Origin of the sequence: Marinomonas phaeophyticola (assembly GCF_026966905.1) — a bacterium.
Classification (GTDB): Bacteria; Pseudomonadota; Gammaproteobacteria; order Pseudomonadales; family Marinomonadaceae; genus Marinomonas; species Marinomonas phaeophyticola.
In genome coordinates this window covers 20,970-43,582 of the sequence record NZ_JAPUBN010000007.1, presented here as the reverse complement: position 1 = coordinate 43,582, position 22,613 = coordinate 20,970, and the positions used below count along the sequence as shown (strand labels likewise).

Below are 22,613 nucleotides of genomic sequence, written 5' to 3'. Positions count from 1 at the left end.
CATTATCCGTCTTGTGAATCTAGGTAGTCACTACGATTTAAGCCGTATTTTTGCATCTTTTGATTTAAGGTTCTTCTTGGGAGTTGAAGTATTTCGAGTGCCTCTTGAATATTACCTTTGCAACGCTCTAGGCTAGAGTCGATGAGGCTACGTTCGTAATCTTGGACTTTTACGCTTAATGGCAGTGGGCTATATTGATAGTTGGGTTCTTGGGTGTGGTAGCCGTTTAAAATTTTAGCAATGGTCGTATTTGGCTCTAGTACATAGCGTAACGCAATATTTCGCATCTCCCTGATGTTACCAGGCCAGCTATAAATCATTAGTGTTTCATGGTCTATAGGACTAAGTTTTTTTAATGGAACCTTCTTTTCGTCGGAAAATTGGCGGCAAAAGTGTTTGAAAAGTAGAGGAATGTCGTCTCCTCGTTGCCGCAGTGTGGGTAAATGTATTTGAGAGACATTTAAACGAAAGAAAAGATCCTGTCGGAAACCGTCTAATCGTTGTAAGTCTGTCTTGGCGGCGGCAATAACACGTAAATCAACATGAATAGGCTGGTTGCTACCAACTCGCTCCAGAATATTCTCTTGAAGTACCCTTAATAGTTTAATTTGCATTGCAATTGGCATGCTTTCAATTTCATCAAGGAAAAGAGTGCCGTTACTGGCGTTCTCAATCTTGCCAATGCGTTTTTTATTGGCACCAGTAAATGAGCCTGCTTCATGACCAAAGAGTTCGCTTTCAAACAGCTCAGCTGGAATAGCGGCGCAATTAATCGCTACAAAAGGGTGCCCTGAACGATGGCTAGTTTGGTGTAGTGCTTGAGCGACCAGTTCCTTACCACAGCCAGTATCACCATAAACGATGACATTCGTATCCATTTTTGCAAAAGTGTTTACTTGCTCTCTTACTTGTTTGATCGGGTAGCATTGACCAATAATGAGTTCTTCTAAACCTTCTAACTCATCAAGATAGCGGTTTTGATAATGCTGATCTAACCAAAGTTGACGTTTTTTTATAGCCTTTTCAACCGTAACGGAAAGCCTTTTAGGGTCAAAGGGTTTTTCTAGAAAATCAAACGCACCGTCTCTTAGTGAACTAACCGCCATATCTATGTCTCCATGGCCTGTTATCAGAATGACAGGGACATGGGGGTCTTTTTCTATTAATTTTGCGAGTAGTGTTAAACCGTCAATGGGAGCCATGCGAATGTCACTGATAATGACACAGTTTTCATTTTCATTGAATTTGTCTAGTAACTCTAATGGGTTGGTAAATTCAATTACTTCGTGATCAGACAAACTCAGCCATTGGGCGGTTGTTGACCTGACTAACTCATCGTCATCTATTAGCCAGATTTTGATGTTAGGTGAATTTTTTTGATTCTGCATCTATTCCGCTCTTTGTAAAGTCAAGGTGAAAGTCAGTCCGCCCTGTTGTGAGTGTCCCACAATAAGTTGACCTTTCATGTCGTTTGCTAAACTTGCACTAATGGCTAAGCCAAGGCCAAGTCCTTTGCCAACAGGCTTACTGGTATAAAAAGGCTCCAGTAAGTGAGGGAGTGTGTCTTTGCTCGTGCCTGGTCCGTTATCGCTGAGCTCTATGATGAGGTTCTTAGAGGCGGTATCCAGTTTGGTTTTGATGAGTATTTCAGGTGCGATAGCGTTTTCTTCACAGGCTTCCAGGGTATTTTTTATGAGGTTAGAGAAAATCCTCTCGAGTCTAGTTGGCTCTGCATAAACGAACGTATGTTGAAATTCTTTTATAATTCTTAGAGGACTAGTTTGATCCCCAAGGCTGACTAAGGCATTCGTAAAGCATTCTTCACAATTTGTTTTGGTCAGATTCTCCGGTCTTCGATAGGCCAGTACTTTTAACTCGCTTGTTAAGCTATGCATTCTACTGACGAGTTGCTCAAGCTTGACTAACGTTGCTTGCGTTTCTTCTATATTGTTTCTTTGTAGAAGCAGTTCTGCACTGTATACCAAGGTTCTAATGCCTGTTAATGGCTGGTTGAGTTCATGTGCGATGGCGGTAGACATTTGACCGATTGCGGCCAACTTTTCACTTCTTAACAATTCTTTTTGGGTTTGTTTTAAGGCTTCTGTCCTTTCTGAGACACGTACTTCAAGTTGTTGGTTTATTTTCGTGAGTGCTTGTTCTGCTTGTTTTCGCTTACTGATATTGATGACTGTTACTAGATAGCCTTGAGAGTCCGACCATTCTATAGGAGACACGGATAATAGTGCTGGAAAGGTTTGATCAAGTGATTTTTTGAAAACTACTTCTTGTTCAATAAACTTATCATCACTGGCACTTTGAAAAAGGGTATCCAGTTGTAAGATAAGTTTTGGGTCGCAATCTTCTATTGATAAAAGATTTCGTAAAGAGGTTCCAATAAGGTCATGGTCTTTTTGAAAGTATCGGTGTCCCGTTGGGTTAATAAAAGAAATTACGCCTTGATGAGTTAATTGGATTAAACCGACATGGGTATTTTCAATAAGCGCCCTTTGTAATTGGGTGTTTTTTGATACGAGTCGTTGGTTTTCAACGGCAGAGGCTATTTTTAAAGATCGTTCTCGCCTGTAAAGTAAGAAGGTAAGGATGAGCGAAATCAGAATAACGCCGCCAAAAGCAATAAAATTAGCCGCTCTGACAATTTGTTGTAACGGTGTTAAAAAGTGTAAGGTCCAAGCAAGATCATCCAGTAATACATTTTGTAAGAGAAATTTCTCATCATTGCTTTCATAAAGTTTGGATTTTGTTTGATCGACAAACCGAATAGAAGAAAGTTTTTTGTCCCATTCAAGATCAAAGATATTTTTTGAATTATTGGCTAAAAAAACTTGATGATTCTGACCGGTAATGGCTATGAGATCGCCAACAACAGTCCAGCTTTCTATCAATCTATTTAGGTTAACTCTAACGCCAATTGAGCCAGTAATGATGTTGTTTTGATAAATGGGAGCAAGAACAAGGTGAGTGATTTGTTGATTGGTTTTATTGTATCCAGAAAGAAGAATAGATTCTCCTTTTTGGCTTTCTAATTCAATTTTAAGGTGGTGAGGCTCAAAATAATGACTTAAATTATCCGCTTCCGATTGAGTGCTAGAGAGAAGCACTTGACCTTCATTGTCCAATACAAACCAAGCCTGTGTTTGGGACGCTTTGTTTAGGTCTTCTAGTTGCCTTTCTATGGACGTCCGTAAAAGGGTATTGTTAGAGGCGTCAGGATCACTAAGAAAGCGTCTGATGCTTGGGTTTTCCGTAAGAGTATAAGGTAAGAAGCGATAATCTTTTAACTCTCTTCGAAGATCGGCTACATAAGTGAGCAGCTGATCTTCGCCTGCGCGATGCTTATTAATCAATAATGCTTGTAAGGAAATCGCCTGAACGCCCCAAAATACAATATATAAAGCAATAAGGCTAATAATAAAAAAAAGCGTTTTATTCTTTTTATAAGGAATGCCCATAGTGTCAGTATCAAGTCTTTGCTGGTGAGAGTTTATTAAGTCGATTTCAGTGTATTTCTACATTAAGTTAAAAGAGCTTAAAAGTGTAATACCAAAGCTGGTTGTAAAAATAGAAGCAAGAGTAGTGATCACAATGATATTGGCGGCAAGTTTATCGTTTCCTCCAATGGATCTAACCATAACATAGCAGGCGGAAGCGGAAGGGGCTGATGACATGAGCATTAAAACACCTAACTCCATTCCACGGTAACCCAGTAAATAGCCGCCAAATGTGGTTATGACTGGAATAAAAATGAGCTTGCCGAAAGAGGCTAGCAGCGCATTTGAAAAGTCGCTTTTCATTGTCTTAAAACTAAGTGAAGCGCCAATACATAGTAACGCTAAAGAGAGAGTCATTTGGGCGAAGTAGTTGCCTGTTTTTAAGAGAATGTCAGGCATTTTAAGGCCTGAATAAGAGACTAATACTGCGGATAAAATGGAGATAATAAGAGGGTTCTTTAGTACTTTTATTATGGTGCTTTTAAGGTTTGTATCTTTATTCACGGCTTTGTTAAGAGTGATAACAGACAGAATATTAAAAAGGATGGTTACTCCTCCAAGATAAACGGGTGCTACCGCATAAACGTCATCTCCATACGCATTAACACAGTAGGCTAGACCTATAATGCCCATATTGGAGCGAAACGCCCCTTGGATAACGACGCCTCTATCGATTTTCTCTTTGATGTAGTGAGCCGAAAAAAACTCGAAAAAGAGGTAAATTACAAAGACCGCAATAACGCCATATATGACGAGAGAAAAGTCAGTGTTTTCTGAGAGTGGGGTTTTAGTGATACTGAGAAAAAGCAATGCAGGTAATGTGACGTTGAAAACAAGTTTTGAGCCTACATCGACAAAATTATCATTAATCAGCTTAATTCTATAAAGCAAAACCCCTAATGCCAATATCAGAAATATTGGCATTGTTACAGAGAAAGAAAACTGTAGAACCTCAAAAAAATTATTCAATAGAGCAATCTCTAATCGTTATTTTCAAATCTATAACCAGCACCGTATACGGAATGGATAACATTAAGTTCAGGAGCGATCGCTGAGATCTTTTTACGCAGCTTTTTGATGTGGCTGTCTATTGTTCTATCACTTACAACACGGCTGTCTGTGTAGATGCTTTTCATAATCACTTCACGGCCAAATACACGTCCAGGCTCTTTGATTAACAATTGTAGTAATTGGAATTCAACGGTTGTGAGATCAATAAGTTCACCTTTATAAGTGGCTCGAATGCGATCAACGTCCAGTTCGAAGCCATCTGTTTTTGGCTCTTCGATCTTATCAAGGGAAACACGGCGTAGATTCGATTTAACGCGGGCAACCACTTCACGAGGGCTGAAAGGTTTGCAAATATAATCATCTGCCCCCATTTCCAACCCAATTAAGCGATCAATTTCTTCTGCTTTTGCGGTTACCATTATGATAGGAACAGAGCTAAATTGACGTATTTGTTTGCAAATTTCAATGCCATCGAGCCCTGGTAACATTAAATCTAATAGGATTAAATCAACATGTGAGTTCTTAACATAGTCAACGACAATGTCACCACGGTCTAGGTGATGGTGCTCATAACCAGATTGATCTAGGTAGGCGCCAACTAGTTCAGCTAATTTGATTTCATCTTCAACAATTAAAATTGTGCTCATAATAATTTATCTAATCCTGTTGATTTAACGGTAGATTGATTTTAATACCTAGGCCACCTTGAGGTGAGTGATATGCACTCATACTACCATTATGGCCTTCAATAATTTGGTTACATATCGCTAACCCTAAACCGCGTCCACCTGTTGCGCGGTTACGAGAATTTTCGACACGGTAAAACTGTTCAAAAATACGGTCTTTATCTTCCTCGCTGACTCCTGGGGAGGAATCTTCGAAACGTATGACAATGACATCTGATGTTTTGCTGATACTAATGTTAAGCGATCCTGGTGCATCAGTGTACTTCAATGAGTTGTTCATTAAGTTAGAAAAAAGTTGGAACAATCTGTCGGTATCAGCCATAAGTTCATATTTGGCTTTTTTATCAATTTCTAATTCTAGTGTAATATTCGCATCATTAAAGGTTCTTGTCATTGATTGAACTGTATCTTTAAGAACTTCATCAATATTAGCTGGTTCCATATGGTAATTTAAACTGCCCATATCGTGCATTGATAATTGGTTAAGGTCATCAATCATACGACCAATATGAATGGTTTCCTGTAATAACGAGTTAAGGGAATCAGGAGTGACCTTAATAATGCCATCTTGAATCGCTTCTATTTCACCTCGCAAAATGGCAACAGGTGTTCTGAGCTCATGAGCCGTATCGGCCACCCAGCGTTTACGTGCCTGGCGAGTTTTGTCTAGGGTTTTCGCGAGGTTGTTTAAATCTCGACCTAGATCCGATATCTCGTCATGCCCCTTTACTTTTAATCGTGTATCAAATTCACCGGCTGAAAGCTTTCTTGTGGCTCGTCTCATAGAGCAAATCGGTGTGCTAAGCCATTGAGCTAACGGCCATGTAAGCAAGGCTGCGATGGTGAGCATAAATGCAGAGATAAGCAAAAAGGCTTCACCCTGCTGCCTTACAAAGCGCAGTGTTTGATCTTGCACCAGTTCACGAACCGACTTTAAACCGACATAACCAACAATTTTATCGTGCACTATGACTGGTTCGGTTTTTACTTTTTTAAATTGCCCATGACCAATGATGGTTTTTTGATTTTCATCAAAGAGAAGAAAGCGGATGCGATAATATTTAGATGGATAGATCAAATCCAAGTTTGGGGTTTCTGGTGGCGGAATCAGATCTCGCATATTTTGTAATTGCGTCTTTTTCCATAAGACTTCTTGGCGGCTCTCATCAATTAAAAAGTCCCAATTATTATAGTAAAGATAAAGGTTGGCGCTACGAGTGGACATTTGTTCTACAAACTCGGTATCTCGCTCAGCCGTATAGCTAACAAAGCCTCTATCAAAGCTCCATTGAAAAACTTGCCACATAGAGACAATTACAAGCACATTACTTAAGACAAAAATAGCAAAGAGTTTGTGTCTTATTTGAAAGTAGTGGAAAGGGTTTCTCATTGTGCTCGCTTAATCTTGTGGTTGTTTATGTTTGGTCCTATTAAAAATAGTCAGCCGCACTTCATATAACAAGGATATTCCTTTAAAGAAATTAGAACTAGCACCATGCTGTGTAAAAAATAAGGAATTCAAAACTAAAGTATCTTATGTTCAAGTACTTAAAGAGTATAGCTCACATTTCAAATGCCTTCCTAAAACGTTTCGTGAGAGCAACAGGTTTAGCAAGGCATTAAAGACGTGGTTAGATTCTACGGCTCACTTTATCCAATAAATAATAGATAGATTGGTATGGGATGCCTGCGTGTTCACTTAATCCTATTTCACAGGTGCGGCTGCTAGATACGCCTAATGTCGTGTTTTTTGGTAGCTGGGGCTTTAACGTGCGTAGGGCTGATTGGTTTAACTCAGGTGTGAAAAAACCTTTATCGCCGGCAAATCCGCAGCACGCTATATCATCAGGAATAAAGACCTTTGTGCTAAGTTGATTGGCAAGAAATGCCATTTTTTCGGCTAATCCGCTTTTTGTTGTGCTGCAGGTTATATGTAGGCTAATTTGTTCTTCAGACGTTTGAATGCTGAGGTTAGGTAATAAGTGTTCAATAGCAAACTCAATAGGGTCGTAACAAGTTAATGAGTCTGGTAGTTGTTCAAAAGCTCTTGCGGCACACGGGCTAGTATCAAATAGCACTGGGTATTCGCCATGATTGGAGGCTTGTTCGATGGCGTTGATAAGTTCACTGCGCTTGTCATTGGCAATGTCTAGAAACCCCTTGCTTTGAAAAGGCATGCCGCAACATAAATTGCTAAGGTTCTTTGGATAGAGGATGTCAAATCCTGCTTTTTCTAATAGATTAAAAATAACTTCTGTAAGTGGGCGTTGATCCTCTTGATCTGGACCTACTCCCATAGTTCGAGAGGCGCAGGAGGGAAAGTACACGACCTTTTTGCTGTTGCTAGAGATCTTCTTAGTGTCTGAATATATGTGTGATGCCTCCGGTGTCCAATTATTTGCTTTCGGTAAATTGGGTCGCCATTCACCTACCCTGCCTTTTGATAGCGTGTTGGTGGCTTTCGTGAGTGTTTTCATTAAATGGTTGCCAAAAATATGTCGTCCAGCATTGGCTACCGTCAAGCCTAACTTAACTCCTTTAGTGGTTTTGGAAAAATGGTTTGCGAACCAAAGAGCCTTTGTGTCTTTGTCTGCATTTTTTTCTTGTCGTAGTTGTCTGGTTAAATCGCCTGTATTGATTCCCACAGGGCATAAGGTGCTGCATAGACCACAACCTGCGCATGTGTCATCTCCATAGAATTGATAATCGGCCGTCAGTGTTTTTAATCTGGCCTCATCCTGCTGATCATTTTTAAGGCGAGATATCTCCCTTTGCACAACAATTCGCTGTCTTGGTGTCAGCGTTAGATCTCTCGAAGGGCAGCTTGGCTCACAAAAACCGCATTCTATGCAAGAATCAATAATTTGATTGGAGGCTGGTAATGGTTTGATGTTCTTCAGGTGAATGTTTGGGTCAGTGTTTAAGATCACTCCCGGGTTTAGTAGGCCATCTGGGTCGATGATTTTTTTTAATTGCTCCATTACTTGGTAGGCTTTGCTTCCCCATTCTTTTTCGACGAAAGGGGCCATGTTACGGCCAGTACCATGTTCTGCTTTTAATGAACCTTGATAACGGGTAACCGTTAGATCTGTGACATCCTCCATTAATCCCTCATAGCGTTGCTGTTCTTCAGGACTGTCAAAAGATTGAGGGAAAACAAAGTGCAGGTTGCCTTCTAAGGCGTGACCAAAAATAACCGCGTTATGATAATTCCACTTTTCGAATAAATGATGTAAATCTTTAACCGCTTCAGCAAGGCGATCAACGGGGTAGGCGACATCTTCGATTAATACTGTGCTGCCTGTGGTTCTTACTGCGCCAACCGCTGGAAAAATCCCTTTTCTAATTGACCAATACTGGCTGGTGATCGCAGGGTCTTTTTGGAAAGGCGCTTCGATATTTGAGTGAACGTGATTTGCTGAAAGTGTATCCGTGATCTCTTGTATTTGGTTATCCAGTTCGCTGTTGTCTTTTGCTCGGGTTTCGATAAGAAGTGCGGCACAGCCTTTAGAAAGAGAGGGCATGAGCGGTGACATGGTGTCGTGGTGGCGAACAGAAGAAATAGCCGCCCAGTCCATGAGTTCAACTGCTTCTACAGGGCATTTTTTAAGAAGGCTAACGGCTTTGCAAGCAAGGTCAATAGATTCAAAAAACATCAAAGAGGAGGCTTTGAAAGGAGAATCAATCACAGTGTTGTAGCGAATTTCAGAAATAAAACCAAGCGTTCCTTCTGAGCCAATCATTAAGTGCTGTAAAATATCAATGGGATCTTGATAATCCGTTAATGAATTTATAGCGTATCCAGTGGTGTTTTTAAGTCTGTATTTGTAACGGATTTTCTCGACGAGTTTAGGGTCTGAATTAACGCAATCTGAGAGGTCCTTTAATGCAGTTAGTAGGGATGACTTTTGTTGGCGAAATTGTGCAATAGAGTGTTCATCTGATGTATCTAGCTGTGTGCCATCAGCCAGAATAAGTTTCATGCTGTCCATCGTATAGTAGGTATTTTGTGCTGTCCCGCAGCACATGCCAGAAGCATTGTTGGCCGCGATACCACCGATTTTAGCCGCATTAATAGACGCTGGATCTGGGCCTATTTTACGTCCAAAAGGCGCTAAATATTTATTTGCTTGTGAACCCCTAACTCCCGGTTGTAATGAAATTTTAAGACCGTTGTCGAGAATGGTGTGTCCTTTCCAGTTATCGCCTAGTGTGATTAAAATAAACTCCGTAATAGCCTGACCTGAAAGGCTAGTGCCTGCGGCCCGAAAGGTAACGGGTATTTGGTGTTTTTTTGAGGTTTTAAGAACATGAATGATTTCGGCTTCGCTATTGACTTGTATAACGGCTCTTGGTGTTAACCGATAGAAGCTGGCGTCTGTCCCGTAGGCCAATGTTCGCAAACTGTCTTGTATGATTCTCTCTGATGGAATGGCGTTTGATAAGTCTATGAAAAAGCTTTGGAAGTTCATTGTGCTCTCTTTATTGGTATTACCAATTGTTTTTATTTATGAATAAACCATATTAACTATCCCTGTATAAGTCAATATATTTAAAGATAATGGCGGTTTTTCAATTTTAAATATTGGTAATACCATTTTATTTTGAAATTACCATATCAAAACCTTTGTTTTTTAATGAAATTTTTGTTTCTTTTCTTGTTTAGATAAATACTATGTGTAGAAGAGTCCATTCGGATGACTCACATCAATTTGAATTTTTGTTTTATGTGTTTTGTTGAAACTGAAAATAATATAAGGGGCATTTCCATGCAAAATACCGTTTTTCACTTAGGATTAAATCGTTCCATGCTAGAAGGGGCAACTCTCGCCATCGTTCCTGGCGACCCTGAACGCGTATCTAGAATCGCAGGTCTAATGAGTGGTGCTAAGAAATTGGCTAGTCATAGAGAATTTACGAGTTATCTTGCTTATCTTGATGATAGGCCTGTTGTGGTTTGTTCTACTGGTATCGGTGGTCCGTCTACGTCCATTGCGATAGAGGAGTTGGCGCAACTTGGTGTAAATACGTTTTTAAGAATTGGTACCACGGGAGCAATCCAACCGAATGTTGATGTAGGTGATGTGATAGTGACTCAGGGTTCTGTTCGACTAGACGGGGCGAGCTCGCACTTTGCTCCAATGGAATTTCCAGCGGTCGCTAACTTTGATTGTGTGACGGCTTTAGTAAACGCAAGTCGTGAAATGGGATCAAAAACTCATATCGGTATTACCGCATCTTCAGATACTTTTTACCCAGGCCAAGAAAGATATGATACGGCTAATGGTCATGTTGCGGCTCGTTTTGTTGGTTCGTTAAAAGAATGGCAAGCGCTAGGCGTGTTAAATTACGAAATGGAATCCGCTACTTTATTCACCATGTGCGCCGCGAATGGTTGGCGAGCAGGCTGTGTCGCTGGGGTAATAGTGAATAGAACCCAGCAAGAAATCCCGAATGAAGAATTGATGAAGCAAACAGAAAGTGATGCGGTTGCGATTGTGGTTGCGGCGGCCCGAAACCTGTTAAGTGAGTCTTTTTAAAAGGGAGAGAGGGCCTACGCTTTTAGATTGTTTTGGTTTGGGTGGTTCCCTAGAAGGATACTTCGCGATAAAATCGAACTTTCGATACAACTTAATAGGAAAAACCAAATGGGCAGAGCCTTCCAAAACCGCAAAGAGTCGATGGCAAAAACGTCTGATCAAAAAGCGAAAGTGTACAGTAAATACGGTCGTGAAATATACGTTTGTGCTAAGTCTGGTGGTGTTGATCCTAATGGTAACTTAGCACTACGATCAATGATTGATCGTGCCAAAAAAGATCAAGTACCAACGCATGTTATAGACAAAGCACTTGATAAAGCGAAAGGCGGCGGAGGTGAAGACTTTGATACTGCGCGTTACGAAGGTTACGGTCCTGGAAGTACCATGGTGATTGTGGATTGCTTGTCTGATAATCCAAATCGTACCTTTGGGGATGTTCGCACTTGTTTTAACAAGGTTAAGGCGAAAATTGGCACTCAAGGCAGTGTGAGTCATATGTTTGACCACAGTGCGATTTTCTCTTTTTCTGGTGATGAAGAAGCCGTATTAGAAGCGCTAATGGAAGCCGATGTTGATGTCACGGATATTGAAAATGAAGACGGTAAAATCACTGTGTTCGCTCCCCATACAGATTACGGAAAAGCCAAAAGTGCTTTGATGGAGTCGTTTGATGGTATCGAGTTAGACGTTGATGAAATTCAATTTGTGCCTCAGAACACCATAGAAATTGAAGGTGAGACAGTTGAGCAGTTTGAACGTTTCTTAGATCTACTGAATGATCTAGATGATGTGCAAAACGTATATCACAACGCTGAATACTAATTATAAATTAATACAATGTTAGTTAGAGAAAGGGAATTGTTATTCAGCGATTCCCTTTTTTATTGTCTACAATTTAGGATAAGCAAGAGGAACCTACTATGAGTGAAAAACCATTACCTCCAGCAGACGGCGAATGCTGTGAAAGTGCCTGTGAGCCCTGTGTTTGGGACACATACTATGAAGAATTAAGAGAATGGAAGGAAGAGCAGAAGAAAAAAGAAAGCGATGAAAACTAGCTGCTAGCAGATAAAAACATGAGTCATTTAGCGGTTTTTATATTTGATTTATGTGGTTTGAAAATAAATATTGTCGACAATATGTGAGAATATTGACTTTTAATTTCTTTTAAATTCATTTATTGTTGACAATATTGTTATTGATTCATGCATAACGCTCTTCATCGGATCAATGAAAAACAACTACTTTAAGGGGATAACCATGGCGAATACACTTTCCGCAGGCGCTCGATTTCGTAAAGCATTAGAAGACTCTAATCCGCTACAAATTGTTGGAACTATTAATGCCTATCACGCGATGATGGCGACAAAAGTAGGTCATAAAGCCATTTATTTATCCGGTGGCGGTGTAGCGAATGCTTCTTATGGTTTGCCTGATCTTGGAATGACCTCCCTTAATGATGTACTGGAAGATGTGCGTCGTATCACGGCCGCTGTTGATACGCCTTTGTTGGTTGATATTGATACCGGTTGGGGCGGTGCATTCAATATTGCCAAAACCGTGAAAGATATGACCAAAGCAGGTGCGGCGGCCGTTCACATTGAAGATCAAATCGCTCAAAAACGCTGTGGACATCGCCCGAATAAAGAGATTGTTTCTTTGGAAGAAATGGTTGATCGCGTGAAAGCCGCGGTTGATGCTCGTACCGATGACGATTTCTTTATTATTGCGCGTACCGATGCATTTCAACAAGATGGACTTGAAGCTGCCGTTGAGCGGGCTCAAGCGTGCTTAGAAGCTGGTGCGGACGGTATTTTTGCGGAGGCGGTTCACACACTAGATGATTACCAAGCATTTTCAAAAGGTATTGGTGGTCGTCATTTATTGGCCAATATCACTGAGTTCGGGGCAACGCCTTTATTTAATAAAGAAGAATTGGCCGCTCACGGTGCCAGTATGGTGCTTTACCCACTTTCGGCTTTCCGTGCAGCAAACCAAGCGGCATTAAATGTCTTTGAACACATCTTACAAGATGGTGACCAGAAAGCGGTTGTCGACACCATGCAAACTCGTATGGATTTGTATGATTTCTTGAATTACCACGACTTTGAGCAAAAACTAGACGAACTGTTTGCTCAAGGTAAAAACAAGTAAACCGAATTCGGAAGAGGAAAAATAAAAATGGCTGAAGCTAAGAAACTCACTGGTGCGGGACTTCGTGGACAATCAGCAGGATCAACAGCGCTTTGTACTGTTGGCAAGTCTGGGTCTGGATTAACTTATCGTGGTTACGATATACATGAATTGGCTGAGAAATCGACCTTTGAAGAAGTCGCTTATTTGTTGCTTAAGGGTAAATTACCGAATCAAGCTGAATTGACGGCCTATATCGAAAAAATCAAATCTTTACGTCAATTACCTGATGCGCTTAAAACCGTGTTAGAGCAAATCCCAAAAGACGCCCATCCAATGGATGTTATGCGTACAGGTTGTTCTATGTTGGGCAATTTGGAAACAGAAGCCAGCTTTGCTGATGAGCAAGACATGGCGGATCGTTTGTTGGCGGTATTTCCATCGATTATCTGTTACTGGTATCGCTTTAGTCATGATGATGTTCGTATCGAAACCGTAACCGATGACGACTCTGTTGGCGGCCATTTTTTACACCTTCTAAGAGGCGAGAAACCAAGTGAATTGCATGCGAAAGTGATGAATGTTTCATTGATCTTGTATGCTGAGCACGAATTTAACGCCTCCACCTTTACCGCGCGTGTTTGTGCTTCTACCTTGTCTGATCTGCATAGTTGTATCACTGGTGCTATTGGCTCTCTTCGAGGTCCTTTACACGGCGGTGCTAATGAAGCGGCTATGGACATGATTGAGCAATGGTCTTCTGCTGATGAAGCGGAAGCGGAAGTGCTTGGTATGTTGGCCCGTAAAGATAAAATTATGGGATTTGGGCACGCAATTTATAGTACTTCAGATCCTCGTAATGGCATTATTAAAGAGTGGTCTAAAAAACTTTCCGATGATGTGGGTGATACCGTTTTATACTCAGTTTCTGAACGTGTTGAAGCCGTTATGTGGAGAGAGAAGAAACTCTTTTGTAATGCGGATTTTTTCCACGCTAGTGCCTATCATTTTATGGATATCCCGACAAAATTATTTACGCCAATTTTTGTGTGCTCTCGCCTTACGGGTTGGGCCGCTCATGTATTTGAACAGCGTGCGAATAACCGTATTATCCGCCCAAGTGCAGACTATACAGGGCCAGAACCAAGAAACGTAACACCGATAGAGTCTCGGACCTAGACTCAATCCCTTTCAATCAGGTAAAGGGTGTAGTGTGCACTGCACTCTTTATTTTCTGCTACTGCTTTAAGTGAGTTCCTTATCATGAATACCCAATACAGAAAATCCCTTCCAGGAACGCAACTGGATTATTTTGACACTCGTGAAGCAATCGAGGCGTTAAGCCCCGGTGCCTATGATGAACTGCCTTATACTTCAAGGGTATTGGCGGAAAATTTAGTGAGACGTTGCTCACCTGAAACCTTAGATGCTTCCTTAAAGCAGCTGATTGAACGTAAGCAAGAGTTGGATTTTCCTTGGTTTCCCGCGCGGGTGGTGTGCCATGATATTTTAGGGCAAACGGCTTTAGTGGATTTGGCCGGTTTACGTGATGCCATCGCATTGCAAGGTGGTGATCCAGCGAAAGTGAATCCAGTGGTACCAACGCAATTAATTGTAGATCATTCCTTAGCGGTAGAGCACGGTGGGTTTGATAAAGATGCATTTGATAAAAACCGAGCTATTGAAGACCGTCGAAATGAAGATAGATTTCACTTTATTAACTGGACGAAAAAAGCCTTTAAGAATGTCGATGTTATTCCTCCGGGTAATGGTATTCTGCACCAAATAAATTTAGAACGCATGTCTCCAGTTGTGCATTCACGTGATGGTGTGGCTTTTCCTGACACCCTTGTTGGTACTGATAGCCATACTCCTCATGTAGATGCATTGGGTGTGATAGCCATTGGTGTTGGTGGTCTAGAAGCGGAAAGTGTGATGTTAGGTCGTGCTTCATGGATGCGTCTTCCTGATATTATCGGGGTTGAATTAACAGGCAAAAGACAAGAGGGTGTTACGGCCACCGACATCGTATTGGCCTTAACAGAATTTTTACGATCTCAAAAAGTGGTGTCTTCCTACTTAGAATTTTTCGGTGAAGGGGTTCCTCATCTCACCCTTGGTGATCGCGCGACTATTTCCAATATGACACCAGAATTTGGTGCGTCGGCGGCCATGTTTTATATAGATCAGCAAACGATTGACTATTTAACCTTAACCGGTCGTGAACCTGAACAAGTTGCATTGGTAGAGAACTACGCTAAAACGACTGGTTTATGGGCTGATAGTTTATCCACGGCGCGTTATGAAAGAGTGCTTTCTTTTGATCTTTCCAGTGTAGTTAGAACCATAGCAGGTCCATCAAACCCTCATAATCGTGTACCAACCTCTGAATTGGCGGCCCGTGGGATTTCTGGTGTAGTAGAAAACGATGAAGGCTTAATGCCTGATGGAGCCGTGATTATTGCTGCTATTACCAGTTGTACCAATACCAGTAACCCTAGAAATACGGTTGCGGCTGGTTTACTAGCTCAAAAGGCCAATGAGTTAGGCTTAACTCGTAAACCTTGGGTAAAAACATCCTTTGCACCAGGTTCAAAAGCGGCGCAGCTGTATTTAGAAGACGCTAATTTACTGCCTGAACTGGAGAAACTGGGATTCGGCATTGTTGGCTTTGCCTGCACGACTTGTAACGGTATGAGTGGTGCATTGGATCCGATGATACAGAAAGAAGTGATTGACCGAGACCTATATGCTACCGCCGTATTATCTGGTAATCGTAATTTTGATGGTCGAATTCATCCTTATGCAAAACAAGCCTTTTTAGCATCACCGCCACTTGTTGTCGCCTACGCTATTGCCGGAACCATTCGTTTTGATATCGAAAAAGACATTCTAGGTGTTGATAAAGAAGGCAATGAAATTACCTTGAAAGACATCTGGCCAAGTGATGCAGAGATAGATGCGATTGTTGCGAAAAGCGTTAAACCTGAGCAATTTAATGCTGTCTATATTCCTATGTTTGAGATTAAAGAAGACACTAGCGCAGCGGTAAGTCCATTATACGATTGGCGAGAAATGAGTACCTATATTCGTCGACCTCCATACTGGGAAGGTGCGTTAGCGGGAGAGCGTAGTTTATCGGGAATGCGGCCATTAGCCATTTTAGGGGACAACATCACGACCGATCATTTATCTCCGTCTAATGCCATTATGAAATCCAGTGCAGCCGGTGAATATTTAGATAAAATGGGGCTACCTGAAGAGGATTACAATTCGTATGCGACTCACCGTGGTGATCATTTAACCGCTCAACGGGCGACCTTTGCCAATCCAAAACTGTTAAATGAAATGGTGCAAGAAAACGGTCAGGTGAAACAAGGTTCTTTAGCAAGAGTTGAACCAGAGGGCCAAGTAACACGCATGTGGGAAGCCATTGAAACCTACATGGGGCGTAAACAACCGCTAATCATAGTGGCGGGTGCGGATTACGGGCAAGGTTCCTCTCGTGACTGGGCCGCCAAAGGGGTCCGTCTGGCGGGAGTTGAAGTCATCGTTGCGGAAGGGTTTGAACGTATTCATAGAACCAATTTAGTTGGCATGGGAGTGTTACCGCTGGAATTTGAAGTGGGAACCAATCGACATACGTTGGCCTTAGATGGAACCGAAATCTTTGATGTTCAAGGCGCTCGTACACCAAGAGCGACCATGATGTTAGTGATTACACGTACTTCGGGTGAACAAATTACTGTGCCTGTTATCTGTCGTTTGGATACAGAGGAAGAAGTCTCGATTTATGAGGCAGGTGGTGTGTTACAACGCTTTGCCAAAGACTTTTTAAGTGAAGCGGAAAGTGTTTAAGACCGCTATATTTGAATCAAATGACAGTGTAGGAATGGTGTTATGATAAAACCTCAAATTAAAATTCCCGCAACTTACATGCGTGGCGGTACCAGTAAAGGCGTCTTCTTTAAATTAGAAGACCTGCCTGCAGCAGCGCAAGTAGCGGGTGCGGCTCGAGATGCTATTTTAATGCGTGTTATTGGCAGTCCTGACCCCTATGGAAAGCAAATTGACGGCATGGGGGCGGCGACTTCAAGTACCAGTAAAACGGTGATTATTGCTAACAGCAGTCGAGCAGGGCACGATGTGGATTACTTGTTTGGTCAAGTTTCTATAGATAAAGCGTTTGTTGATTGGAGTGGCAACTGCGGTAATTTATCTGCCGCTATAGGGCCCTTTGCCGTGGCAAATGGTTACATTGATGCGAGTCGAATCCCAGAAAATGGTGTGGTGGAAGTGCGTATTTGGCAAGCCAACATCGAAAAAACGATTATTTCCTATGTGCCCATTATCCATGGTGAAGTGCAAGAATTAGGTGATTTTGAATTGGATGGTGTGACTTTTCCTGCCGCCGAAATAAAGTTGGAATTTTTAAACCCTGCTGATGATGGCGAAGAAGGGGGTTCCATGTTTCCAACAGGTAATGTGGTTGATACCTTATACGTGCCTGAGATAGGGGATTTACACGTCACCATGATCAATGCGGGTATTCCAACTATATTCATCAATGCCGAGGCGATTGGGTATCACGGTGCCGAGCTGCAAGATGATATTAATAATGACGAAAAAGCCCTAGCCATGTTTGAATCCATACGTGCTCACGGTGCCATTAAAATGGGGCTAATTCAAACCTTAGATGAAGCCAAAACTCGTCAGCACACACCCAAAGTCGCTTTTGTTTCCCCTGCGAAAAGCTATGTTTCCTCCAGTGGTAAAGCCATCGAGACGGAGAATATTGATCTCTTGGTACGTGCCTTGTCTATGGGCAAGCTGCATCACGCCATGATGGGTACAGCGGCTGTTGCCATTGGATCAGCGGCGGCCATCCCGGGTACTTTGGTGAATTTGGCGGCTGGTGGCGGTGACAGAGAAATGGTCGAGTTTGGCCATCCATCTGGCACACTTAAAGTCGGCGCCAAAGCCATTAAAGAAAATGGTAATTGGGTTATCGAAAAAGCCATTATGAGCCGCAGCGCTCGTGTTCTAATGGAAGGCTGGGTCAAAATTCCGCCTCCAGAATGACCTTGTAGATTGCGTCTGTAGGCCAACAAACCTACCTCTCCGTACAAATTTTCTGGGAGCACACATAACAAAAAGCCTTCGTTTTTTTGCTTGCATCACTGTCGTTGTCAGCACAGAAAAACGAAGGTTTTTCTCATCTAGGGTAGGTCACGCCTTCAGCCCGACAAACAGCTAAAGAGTTGACCCTCTTTTTTCTCTAAGCACGTTATCGACACCTTTTCTTTTGCTTTTTTGAAGAGAAGGTTAGAATGGTGTTTAGTCATGAGCTTGAGAATAACTTATTAAGTAAGTTCAACGTGGTGTAATGGATTGAAGGGTCAGTATCGATGCAAGCATATAGCGGTTTAGGTAGTCTATAATGGGGTTAATTTTACTGCCTTTAGTCATTATTTTCGCGGTGATAACGGCTCTTTTCGTAAGAAAAGGTTTTAAGGGCGCAAAGCTTGATGCAAAAAACGCCCAATCCACATCTAAACACTGGGCAAATATCATACTTCTCTCTAGCTTATTTGCGATACTCTCATTGGTGTTTACTTTGCTTAGCAAGGTCAATGAAAATCTCTATCAATTTGATTTGGTCATTTATATCCTCTTTACACCGATGACTGGGTTAATTATTCTAGGATTATTACTCCCTAAATCAAGTCTAGTATTACGTAATATTCGCCACGCACTCTACATCGCCACATTGTTTATTTTTCCACTTGCGCAAATTATGCAAGAATATAGCCTTCCATGGTTCAATATACTCACCCACATTTAATCACCGAAAATAAATAATACAGGCCACCCATTGACAAATAATACAGGCCACCCATCAAATAATACAGGCCACCCATCAAATAATACAGGCCACCCATAATTTTATTGATGTTTTTTTAATCACTAAATAATACAGGCCACCCATAACTTTATTGATGTTTTTTTAATCACGGTCTAAACTAGAAAAAACCAAACTCAAGGATGAGGGGAAAGTTATGCCAAGGGCAAGAAGTCAACAGGTCCGTTTGTCTGACACTCCGTATTACCATTGCATCAGTCGATGCGTTCGCCGTGCTTTCTTGTGTGGGAAAGATTCTGTAACCGGAAAGAGTTTTGAGCATCGCCGCGGGTGGATTGAAGCACGAATTCTCTTTTTATCTCAAATTTTCTCTATTGATATTTGCGCTTATGCGGTGATGAGTAATCATTTGCATATTGTATTGCACATTAATGAAAAACAAGCCAAAAGTTGGTCAACTCATGAGGTGTTAAGGAGGTGGCATTCATTGCATAAAGGGACGTTATTTACTCAGCAATACGCTCGTGGTGAAACCATGCCCGCCTATGCAATTAAACTGGCTGAGCGGTCTGCGGAAGCGTATCGAGAAAGGTTGTCTGACATCAGCTGGTTTATGCGGGAGTTGAACGAACCCATTGCACGACAAGCGAATGCTGAGGATGAGTGTACAGGTCGCTTTTGGGAAGGGCGCTTTAAATCTCAAGCCTTGTTAGACGAAGCGTCTGTTCTAGCTTGTATGGCCTATGTGGATCTTAATCCGATTCGAGCTAATATAGCAGCGACGCCTGAAACATCGGACTTCACTAGTATTAAGAAAAGAGTAGAGTCTGCCAAGAAAATTACTCAACCAAAGGTGCTGTATCCCTTTATTGGAGATGATCATAAAGATAAAAACGAAGGAATTTTGTTTAAGTTAACGGATTATCTACAGTTAGTTGATATGACAGGCCGCATTGCTCGACAAGATAAAAGAAAGACAATTGATTTATCGCTTTCACCCATTTTACAACGGCTTGGAATATCGTCTGACAACTGGTTAACCATTGCGATTAAGTTTGAGCAAAATACCCATGGGATAGTGGGGCAAGAAAATAGTATTACTCGTTATAAAAACGCTCAACCAAGGTCTAGGCCAAATAAAAGGTGCTGCAAGTTATTAGCCTAGCGTAAATAGCATCCCCCCCAAACCATTCTTATGCAATAGTAAGTAATCCTACTCGCCTGATATATGAATAATCGTCGCACTTAACCAATTTCTATCGGCTAATTGGCTTAAATACTTACTTTTCTCTTGTTTTTCTCGTTGTTTGAATTAAAAAATTTGATCAAATTTCTGATTTATAAGGTTGGATGTCCAGTACTTACTTCAAATTTCTGATTTATAAGGTTGGATGTCCAGTATTTACTTTCGTTAAGCCTGTTAGTGTATGGGTCATTAATCCTGTACTAGAATGTAGCAAAGCCGTCGATCATATTTAACATGTTGAACGCCTTAGAACACAATGAATTATTAGAATTTTGATCCAATATGTTCACTTTTAAATTGGTGAGTATTAAACGAAAGGGAGTAAATAGGTATGGTTTCTAATATCAAAACACCTGGTGTGTATATAAACGAGATAAACGCTTTTGGCCACTCTGTTGTTCCTGTTGCTACAGCGGTGCCGGCTTTTATTGGCTATACCCCTAGTGCGGAGTTTCAAGGAAAGTCTTACTCTAATAAGGTACAGAAGATATCGTCTTTTGCGGAGTTCCAAGAAATTTATTTAACCTCTTCATCATCTTCTGTAGCCGAACCAGCGGTTCCATATCATCCAGAATATTACTTGATTGAGCAAGACGCAAAGCCTAACAAGGGAGATTACCTTCAACTGGACGGGCGTTGCTACTGCATCGTGCCGGACCCTAGTACCATTTATTATTTATACAATAGTATTCGACTGTTTTATCAGAATGGTGGGGGCGATGCGTATATTGTATCTGTTGGTTCTTATGGCCCGGTAAGCGGAAAAGCGGGTAATGTAGGAGAGCAGATTGTTAATCCAAATGTACAGTTAGCCGATTTGCAACGGGGTTTAGCATTATTAAAAAATGAATCAGAGCCTACAATCTACATTTGTCCAGAAGCGACGCTGTTATCAATAGATAATAATGGGACCTTGATGGAATCTATGTTGTCGCAAGCGAATGACCAGCAAACCGCGGTTTGTTTGTTTGATATTATTGGTGGTAATACTCCAGATCCTATTACATATACTTATGATATTGACACCTTCCGTAATAAAACAGGTTCAAAGGGGTTAAAATACGGCGCTGTTTATTATCCATTTATTGGTACGACTATCATGCAGAGCTATGAGATGAATTATAGCAATTTGTTTGGTGGTGATGCTCAGCAGTTAAAGCGAATCCTGAGTCCTACTTCTGCACCTAATAGGGTAGTTGAGACGATTATTGACATGATTGACCAACCTTCTAAAGAGAATCCACTGTCAATATCTCAACTTAATGAATCTTTGCTTAACGCTTCTGCAGAATACGCTCAAATCATTAATCATGTATTGAGTGATGCGAATGTATTACCTCCAAGTGGGGCAATGGCGGGGGTTTATACCGTCAATGATAATGAACATGGTGTTTGGAATGCTCCCGCGAATACCAGTATTGTAGGTGCTTCTAGCCTTCCTATTCACTTGACTGACGCGCAACAAGCCGATTTGAATATCGATGCGGTATCAGGTAAGTCGGTTAATGCGATTCGCTTTTTTAATGGGCAGGGGATCTTAGTTTGGGGAGCAAGAACGCTAGATGGTAATAGCCAAGATTGGCGTTACATCTCTGTTAGACGCACAATGACGTTTCTTGAGCAATCCGTAAAACTAGCGGTTGCTGCTTATGCATTTGAAGACAATAGCGCCAATACTTGGGAGGCTGTTAAAAGTGCGATAAGTAGTTTCTTGGTAAGTATTTGGAAAGAAGGGGGGCTACAGGGAGCAAGTGCTGCAGATGCTTTTCAAGTCGAGTGTGGGTTGGGATCTACTATGACCGCTGACGATATCCTGAATGGCTTTATGAGAGTATTCGTCAAGGTGGCTTTAATACGTCCTGCTGAATTTATAATCCTAAACATTGAACAAGAGATGGCGATATCTAGTTAAAATAATTAATCGAGATGAATGGAGGAGTAACTAGATAGTCTAATGGCGATTCAATGGAACACATTGCAGTTGTCTTGAAATGAGTGCCTCATAAGGCGAACCTAAGCCGCTATTAGATAAAGTTAACATAATCTGATAGCGGCCTTATTTATTTCGCTAAAGTTGCTTTGCTTTTTCTGTCAATTGAATCGCCATATCACAAGCATTGGCGAGCTCCGTGCCTTTTTTCAAGAAATGGCGGCGAAAGTAGTCTTTATGTTCGTCATGTTCGTGAAAGTTGTGAGGCGTTAGCACTGCCGTTAGTACAGGGACTTCTGTTTCTAATTGAACCTGCATTAACGCGTTACAAACGGTTTGTGCCACAAAGTCATGACGATAAATTCCACCATCCACCACTAAGGCGCTAGCCGCAATAGCAGAGTATTTGCCACTTTTTGCCAACAGTTTCGCTTGTAGCGGGATTTCGTAGGCACCTGGTACGGAAATCGTCTCTATTAAGGCTTCGTTGTAGCCACGGGAAATGAGTTCATCTTTAAACCCATTTACGGCATTCATTACAATATCTTCGTGCCAAGTAGCATGGAAAATAGCGATACGTTTTGTTGCTGGTGTGAAATCAATAAGATTCGTTGAGCTCTGATTCATAGTAAATTCCTAAATTAAAGGTGAATCAGGGCGAACGGACAGGCAAATACACCATAAAAATATGGCAT

Annotated in this window: 17 protein-coding genes; 10 read left to right on the top strand and 7 right to left on the bottom strand. The window is 41.4% G+C overall.

The genetic code is table 11. From position 1 onward, the window contains the following. Window positions 1–2: 2 nt before the first annotated feature. From O1D97_RS02380 to O1D97_RS02355, 6 genes are all read right to left on the bottom strand, one after another. Entirely contained in the window at window positions 3–1,388 is a 1,386-nt protein-coding gene (locus O1D97_RS02380) for a sigma-54-dependent transcriptional regulator (protein ID WP_269122494.1), read from the bottom strand. Continuing rightward, complete coding sequence (locus O1D97_RS02375; protein WP_269122492.1) at window positions 1,389–3,470, bottom strand: ATP-binding protein; 2,082 nt, start codon at window positions 3,468–3,470, stop codon at window positions 1,389–1,391. A gap of 57 nt (window positions 3,471–3,527) precedes the next feature. Further along, window positions 3,528–4,478 carry an AEC family transporter gene (locus O1D97_RS02370; protein WP_269122489.1) on the bottom strand — a complete coding sequence of 317 codons (951 nt, stop codon included), beginning with the start codon at window positions 4,476–4,478 and terminating at the stop codon, window positions 3,528–3,530. 11 nt (window positions 4,479–4,489) lie between these two features. Continuing rightward, window positions 4,490–5,167 carry a response regulator gene (locus tag O1D97_RS02365; protein ID WP_269122487.1) on the bottom strand — a complete coding sequence of 226 codons (678 nt, stop codon included), beginning with the start codon at window positions 5,165–5,167 and terminating at the stop codon, window positions 4,490–4,492. A gap of 10 nt (window positions 5,168–5,177) precedes the next feature. Beyond that, window positions 5,178–6,596, bottom strand: a complete 1,419-nt coding sequence (locus O1D97_RS02360; protein ID WP_269122485.1) for an ATP-binding protein — start codon at window positions 6,594–6,596, stop codon at window positions 5,178–5,180. 241 nt (window positions 6,597–6,837) lie between these two features. After that, a complete protein-coding gene (locus O1D97_RS02355) occupies window positions 6,838–9,678 on the bottom strand; it encodes an FAD-binding and (Fe-S)-binding domain-containing protein (RefSeq protein ID WP_269122484.1) in 2,841 nt (946 codons plus the stop codon). Between the two features lie 297 nt (window positions 9,679–9,975). On the opposite strand from O1D97_RS02355, the gene udp reads away from it, so the two are divergent. The 10 genes from udp (at window position 9,976) to O1D97_RS02305 (ending at window position 21,900) form a co-directional block, all read left to right on the top strand. Then, complete coding sequence (gene udp, locus O1D97_RS02350) at window positions 9,976–10,746, top strand: uridine phosphorylase (protein WP_269122482.1); 771 nt, start codon at window positions 9,976–9,978, stop codon at window positions 10,744–10,746. 108 nt (window positions 10,747–10,854) lie between these two features. Then, entirely contained in the window at window positions 10,855–11,568 is a 714-nt protein-coding gene (locus O1D97_RS02345; protein ID WP_269122480.1) for a YebC/PmpR family DNA-binding transcriptional regulator, read from the top strand. 98 nt (window positions 11,569–11,666) lie between these two features. Beyond that, window positions 11,667–11,804 (top strand): oxidoreductase-like domain-containing protein, encoded by a 138-nt coding sequence (locus O1D97_RS02340; protein ID WP_269122478.1) that lies wholly within the window; start codon window positions 11,667–11,669, stop codon window positions 11,802–11,804. Between the two features lie 202 nt (window positions 11,805–12,006). Beyond that, entirely contained in the window at window positions 12,007–12,900 is an 894-nt protein-coding gene (gene prpB / locus O1D97_RS02335) for a methylisocitrate lyase (RefSeq protein ID WP_269122476.1), read from the top strand. Window positions 12,901–12,927: 27 nt separating this feature from the next. Continuing rightward, a complete protein-coding gene (gene prpC, locus O1D97_RS02330; protein ID WP_269122474.1) occupies window positions 12,928–14,058 on the top strand; it encodes a bifunctional 2-methylcitrate synthase/citrate synthase in 1,131 nt (376 codons plus the stop codon). 84 nt (window positions 14,059–14,142) lie between these two features. Next, entirely contained in the window at window positions 14,143–16,737 is a 2,595-nt protein-coding gene (gene acnD / locus O1D97_RS02325) for a Fe/S-dependent 2-methylisocitrate dehydratase AcnD (RefSeq protein WP_269122472.1), read from the top strand. Window positions 16,738–16,779: 42 nt separating this feature from the next. After that, on the top strand, window positions 16,780–17,961 hold the full coding sequence (prpF, locus tag O1D97_RS02320; protein ID WP_269122470.1) for a 2-methylaconitate cis-trans isomerase PrpF: 1,182 nt from the start codon (window positions 16,780–16,782) through the stop codon (window positions 17,959–17,961). Window positions 17,962–18,319: 358 nt separating this feature from the next. Continuing rightward, window positions 18,320–18,724 (top strand): hypothetical protein, encoded by a 405-nt coding sequence (locus O1D97_RS02315; protein ID WP_269122469.1) that lies wholly within the window; start codon window positions 18,320–18,322, stop codon window positions 18,722–18,724. 214 nt (window positions 18,725–18,938) lie between these two features. Beyond that, window positions 18,939–19,907, top strand: coding sequence for a transposase (locus O1D97_RS02310; RefSeq protein ID WP_269122468.1), 969 nt, complete (start codon window positions 18,939–18,941; stop codon window positions 19,905–19,907). Window positions 19,908–20,319: 412 nt separating this feature from the next. Beyond that, window positions 20,320–21,900, top strand: a complete 1,581-nt coding sequence (locus tag O1D97_RS02305) for a phage tail sheath family protein (RefSeq protein ID WP_269122466.1) — start codon at window positions 20,320–20,322, stop codon at window positions 21,898–21,900. Between the two features lie 156 nt (window positions 21,901–22,056). Here the strand turns inward: O1D97_RS02305 and O1D97_RS02300 are convergent, their stop codons facing one another. Further along, the gene (locus tag O1D97_RS02300; RefSeq protein ID WP_269122464.1) at window positions 22,057–22,545 is read right to left on the bottom strand and encodes a 6,7-dimethyl-8-ribityllumazine synthase; all 489 of its coding nucleotides are present in this window, start codon (window positions 22,543–22,545) and stop codon (window positions 22,057–22,059) included. Window positions 22,546–22,613 lie beyond the last annotated feature (68 nt).

Bases quoted from the DNA above. Each gene is read 5' to 3' on its own strand.
- prpC (WP_269122474.1), top strand. From the start codon at position 12,928: ATGGCTGAAGCTAAGAAACTCACTGGTGCGGGACTTCGTGGACAATCA.
- O1D97_RS02345 (WP_269122480.1), top strand. From the start codon at position 10,855: ATGGGCAGAGCCTTCCAAAACCGCAAAGAGTCGATGGCAAAAACGTCT.
- udp (WP_269122482.1), top strand. From the start codon at position 9,976: ATGCAAAATACCGTTTTTCACTTAGGATTAAATCGTTCCATGCTAGAA.
- O1D97_RS02310 (WP_269122468.1), top strand. From the start codon at position 18,939: ATGCCAAGGGCAAGAAGTCAACAGGTCCGTTTGTCTGACACTCCGTAT.
- O1D97_RS02360 (WP_269122485.1), bottom strand. From the start codon at position 6,596: ATGAGAAACCCTTTCCACTACTTTCAAATAAGACACAAACTCTTTGCT.
- O1D97_RS02365 (WP_269122487.1), bottom strand. From the start codon at position 5,167: ATGAGCACAATTTTAATTGTTGAAGATGAAATCAAATTAGCTGAACTA.
- O1D97_RS02380 (WP_269122494.1), bottom strand. From the start codon at position 1,388: ATGCAGAATCAAAAAAATTCACCTAACATCAAAATCTGGCTAATAGAT.
- prpF (WP_269122470.1), top strand. From the start codon at position 16,780: ATGATAAAACCTCAAATTAAAATTCCCGCAACTTACATGCGTGGCGGT.
- O1D97_RS02375 (WP_269122492.1), bottom strand. From the start codon at position 3,470: ATGGGCATTCCTTATAAAAAGAATAAAACGCTTTTTTTTATTATTAGC.
- O1D97_RS02300 (WP_269122464.1), bottom strand. From the start codon at position 22,545: ATGAATCAGAGCTCAACGAATCTTATTGATTTCACACCAGCAACAAAA.
- O1D97_RS02340 (WP_269122478.1), top strand. From the start codon at position 11,667: ATGAGTGAAAAACCATTACCTCCAGCAGACGGCGAATGCTGTGAAAGT.
- O1D97_RS02305 (WP_269122466.1), top strand. From the start codon at position 20,320: ATGGTTTCTAATATCAAAACACCTGGTGTGTATATAAACGAGATAAAC.
- O1D97_RS02315 (WP_269122469.1), top strand. From the start codon at position 18,320: ATGGGGTTAATTTTACTGCCTTTAGTCATTATTTTCGCGGTGATAACG.
- prpB (WP_269122476.1), top strand. From the start codon at position 12,007: ATGGCGAATACACTTTCCGCAGGCGCTCGATTTCGTAAAGCATTAGAA.
- O1D97_RS02355 (WP_269122484.1), bottom strand. From the start codon at position 9,678: ATGAACTTCCAAAGCTTTTTCATAGACTTATCAAACGCCATTCCATCA.
- acnD (WP_269122472.1), top strand. From the start codon at position 14,143: ATGAATACCCAATACAGAAAATCCCTTCCAGGAACGCAACTGGATTAT.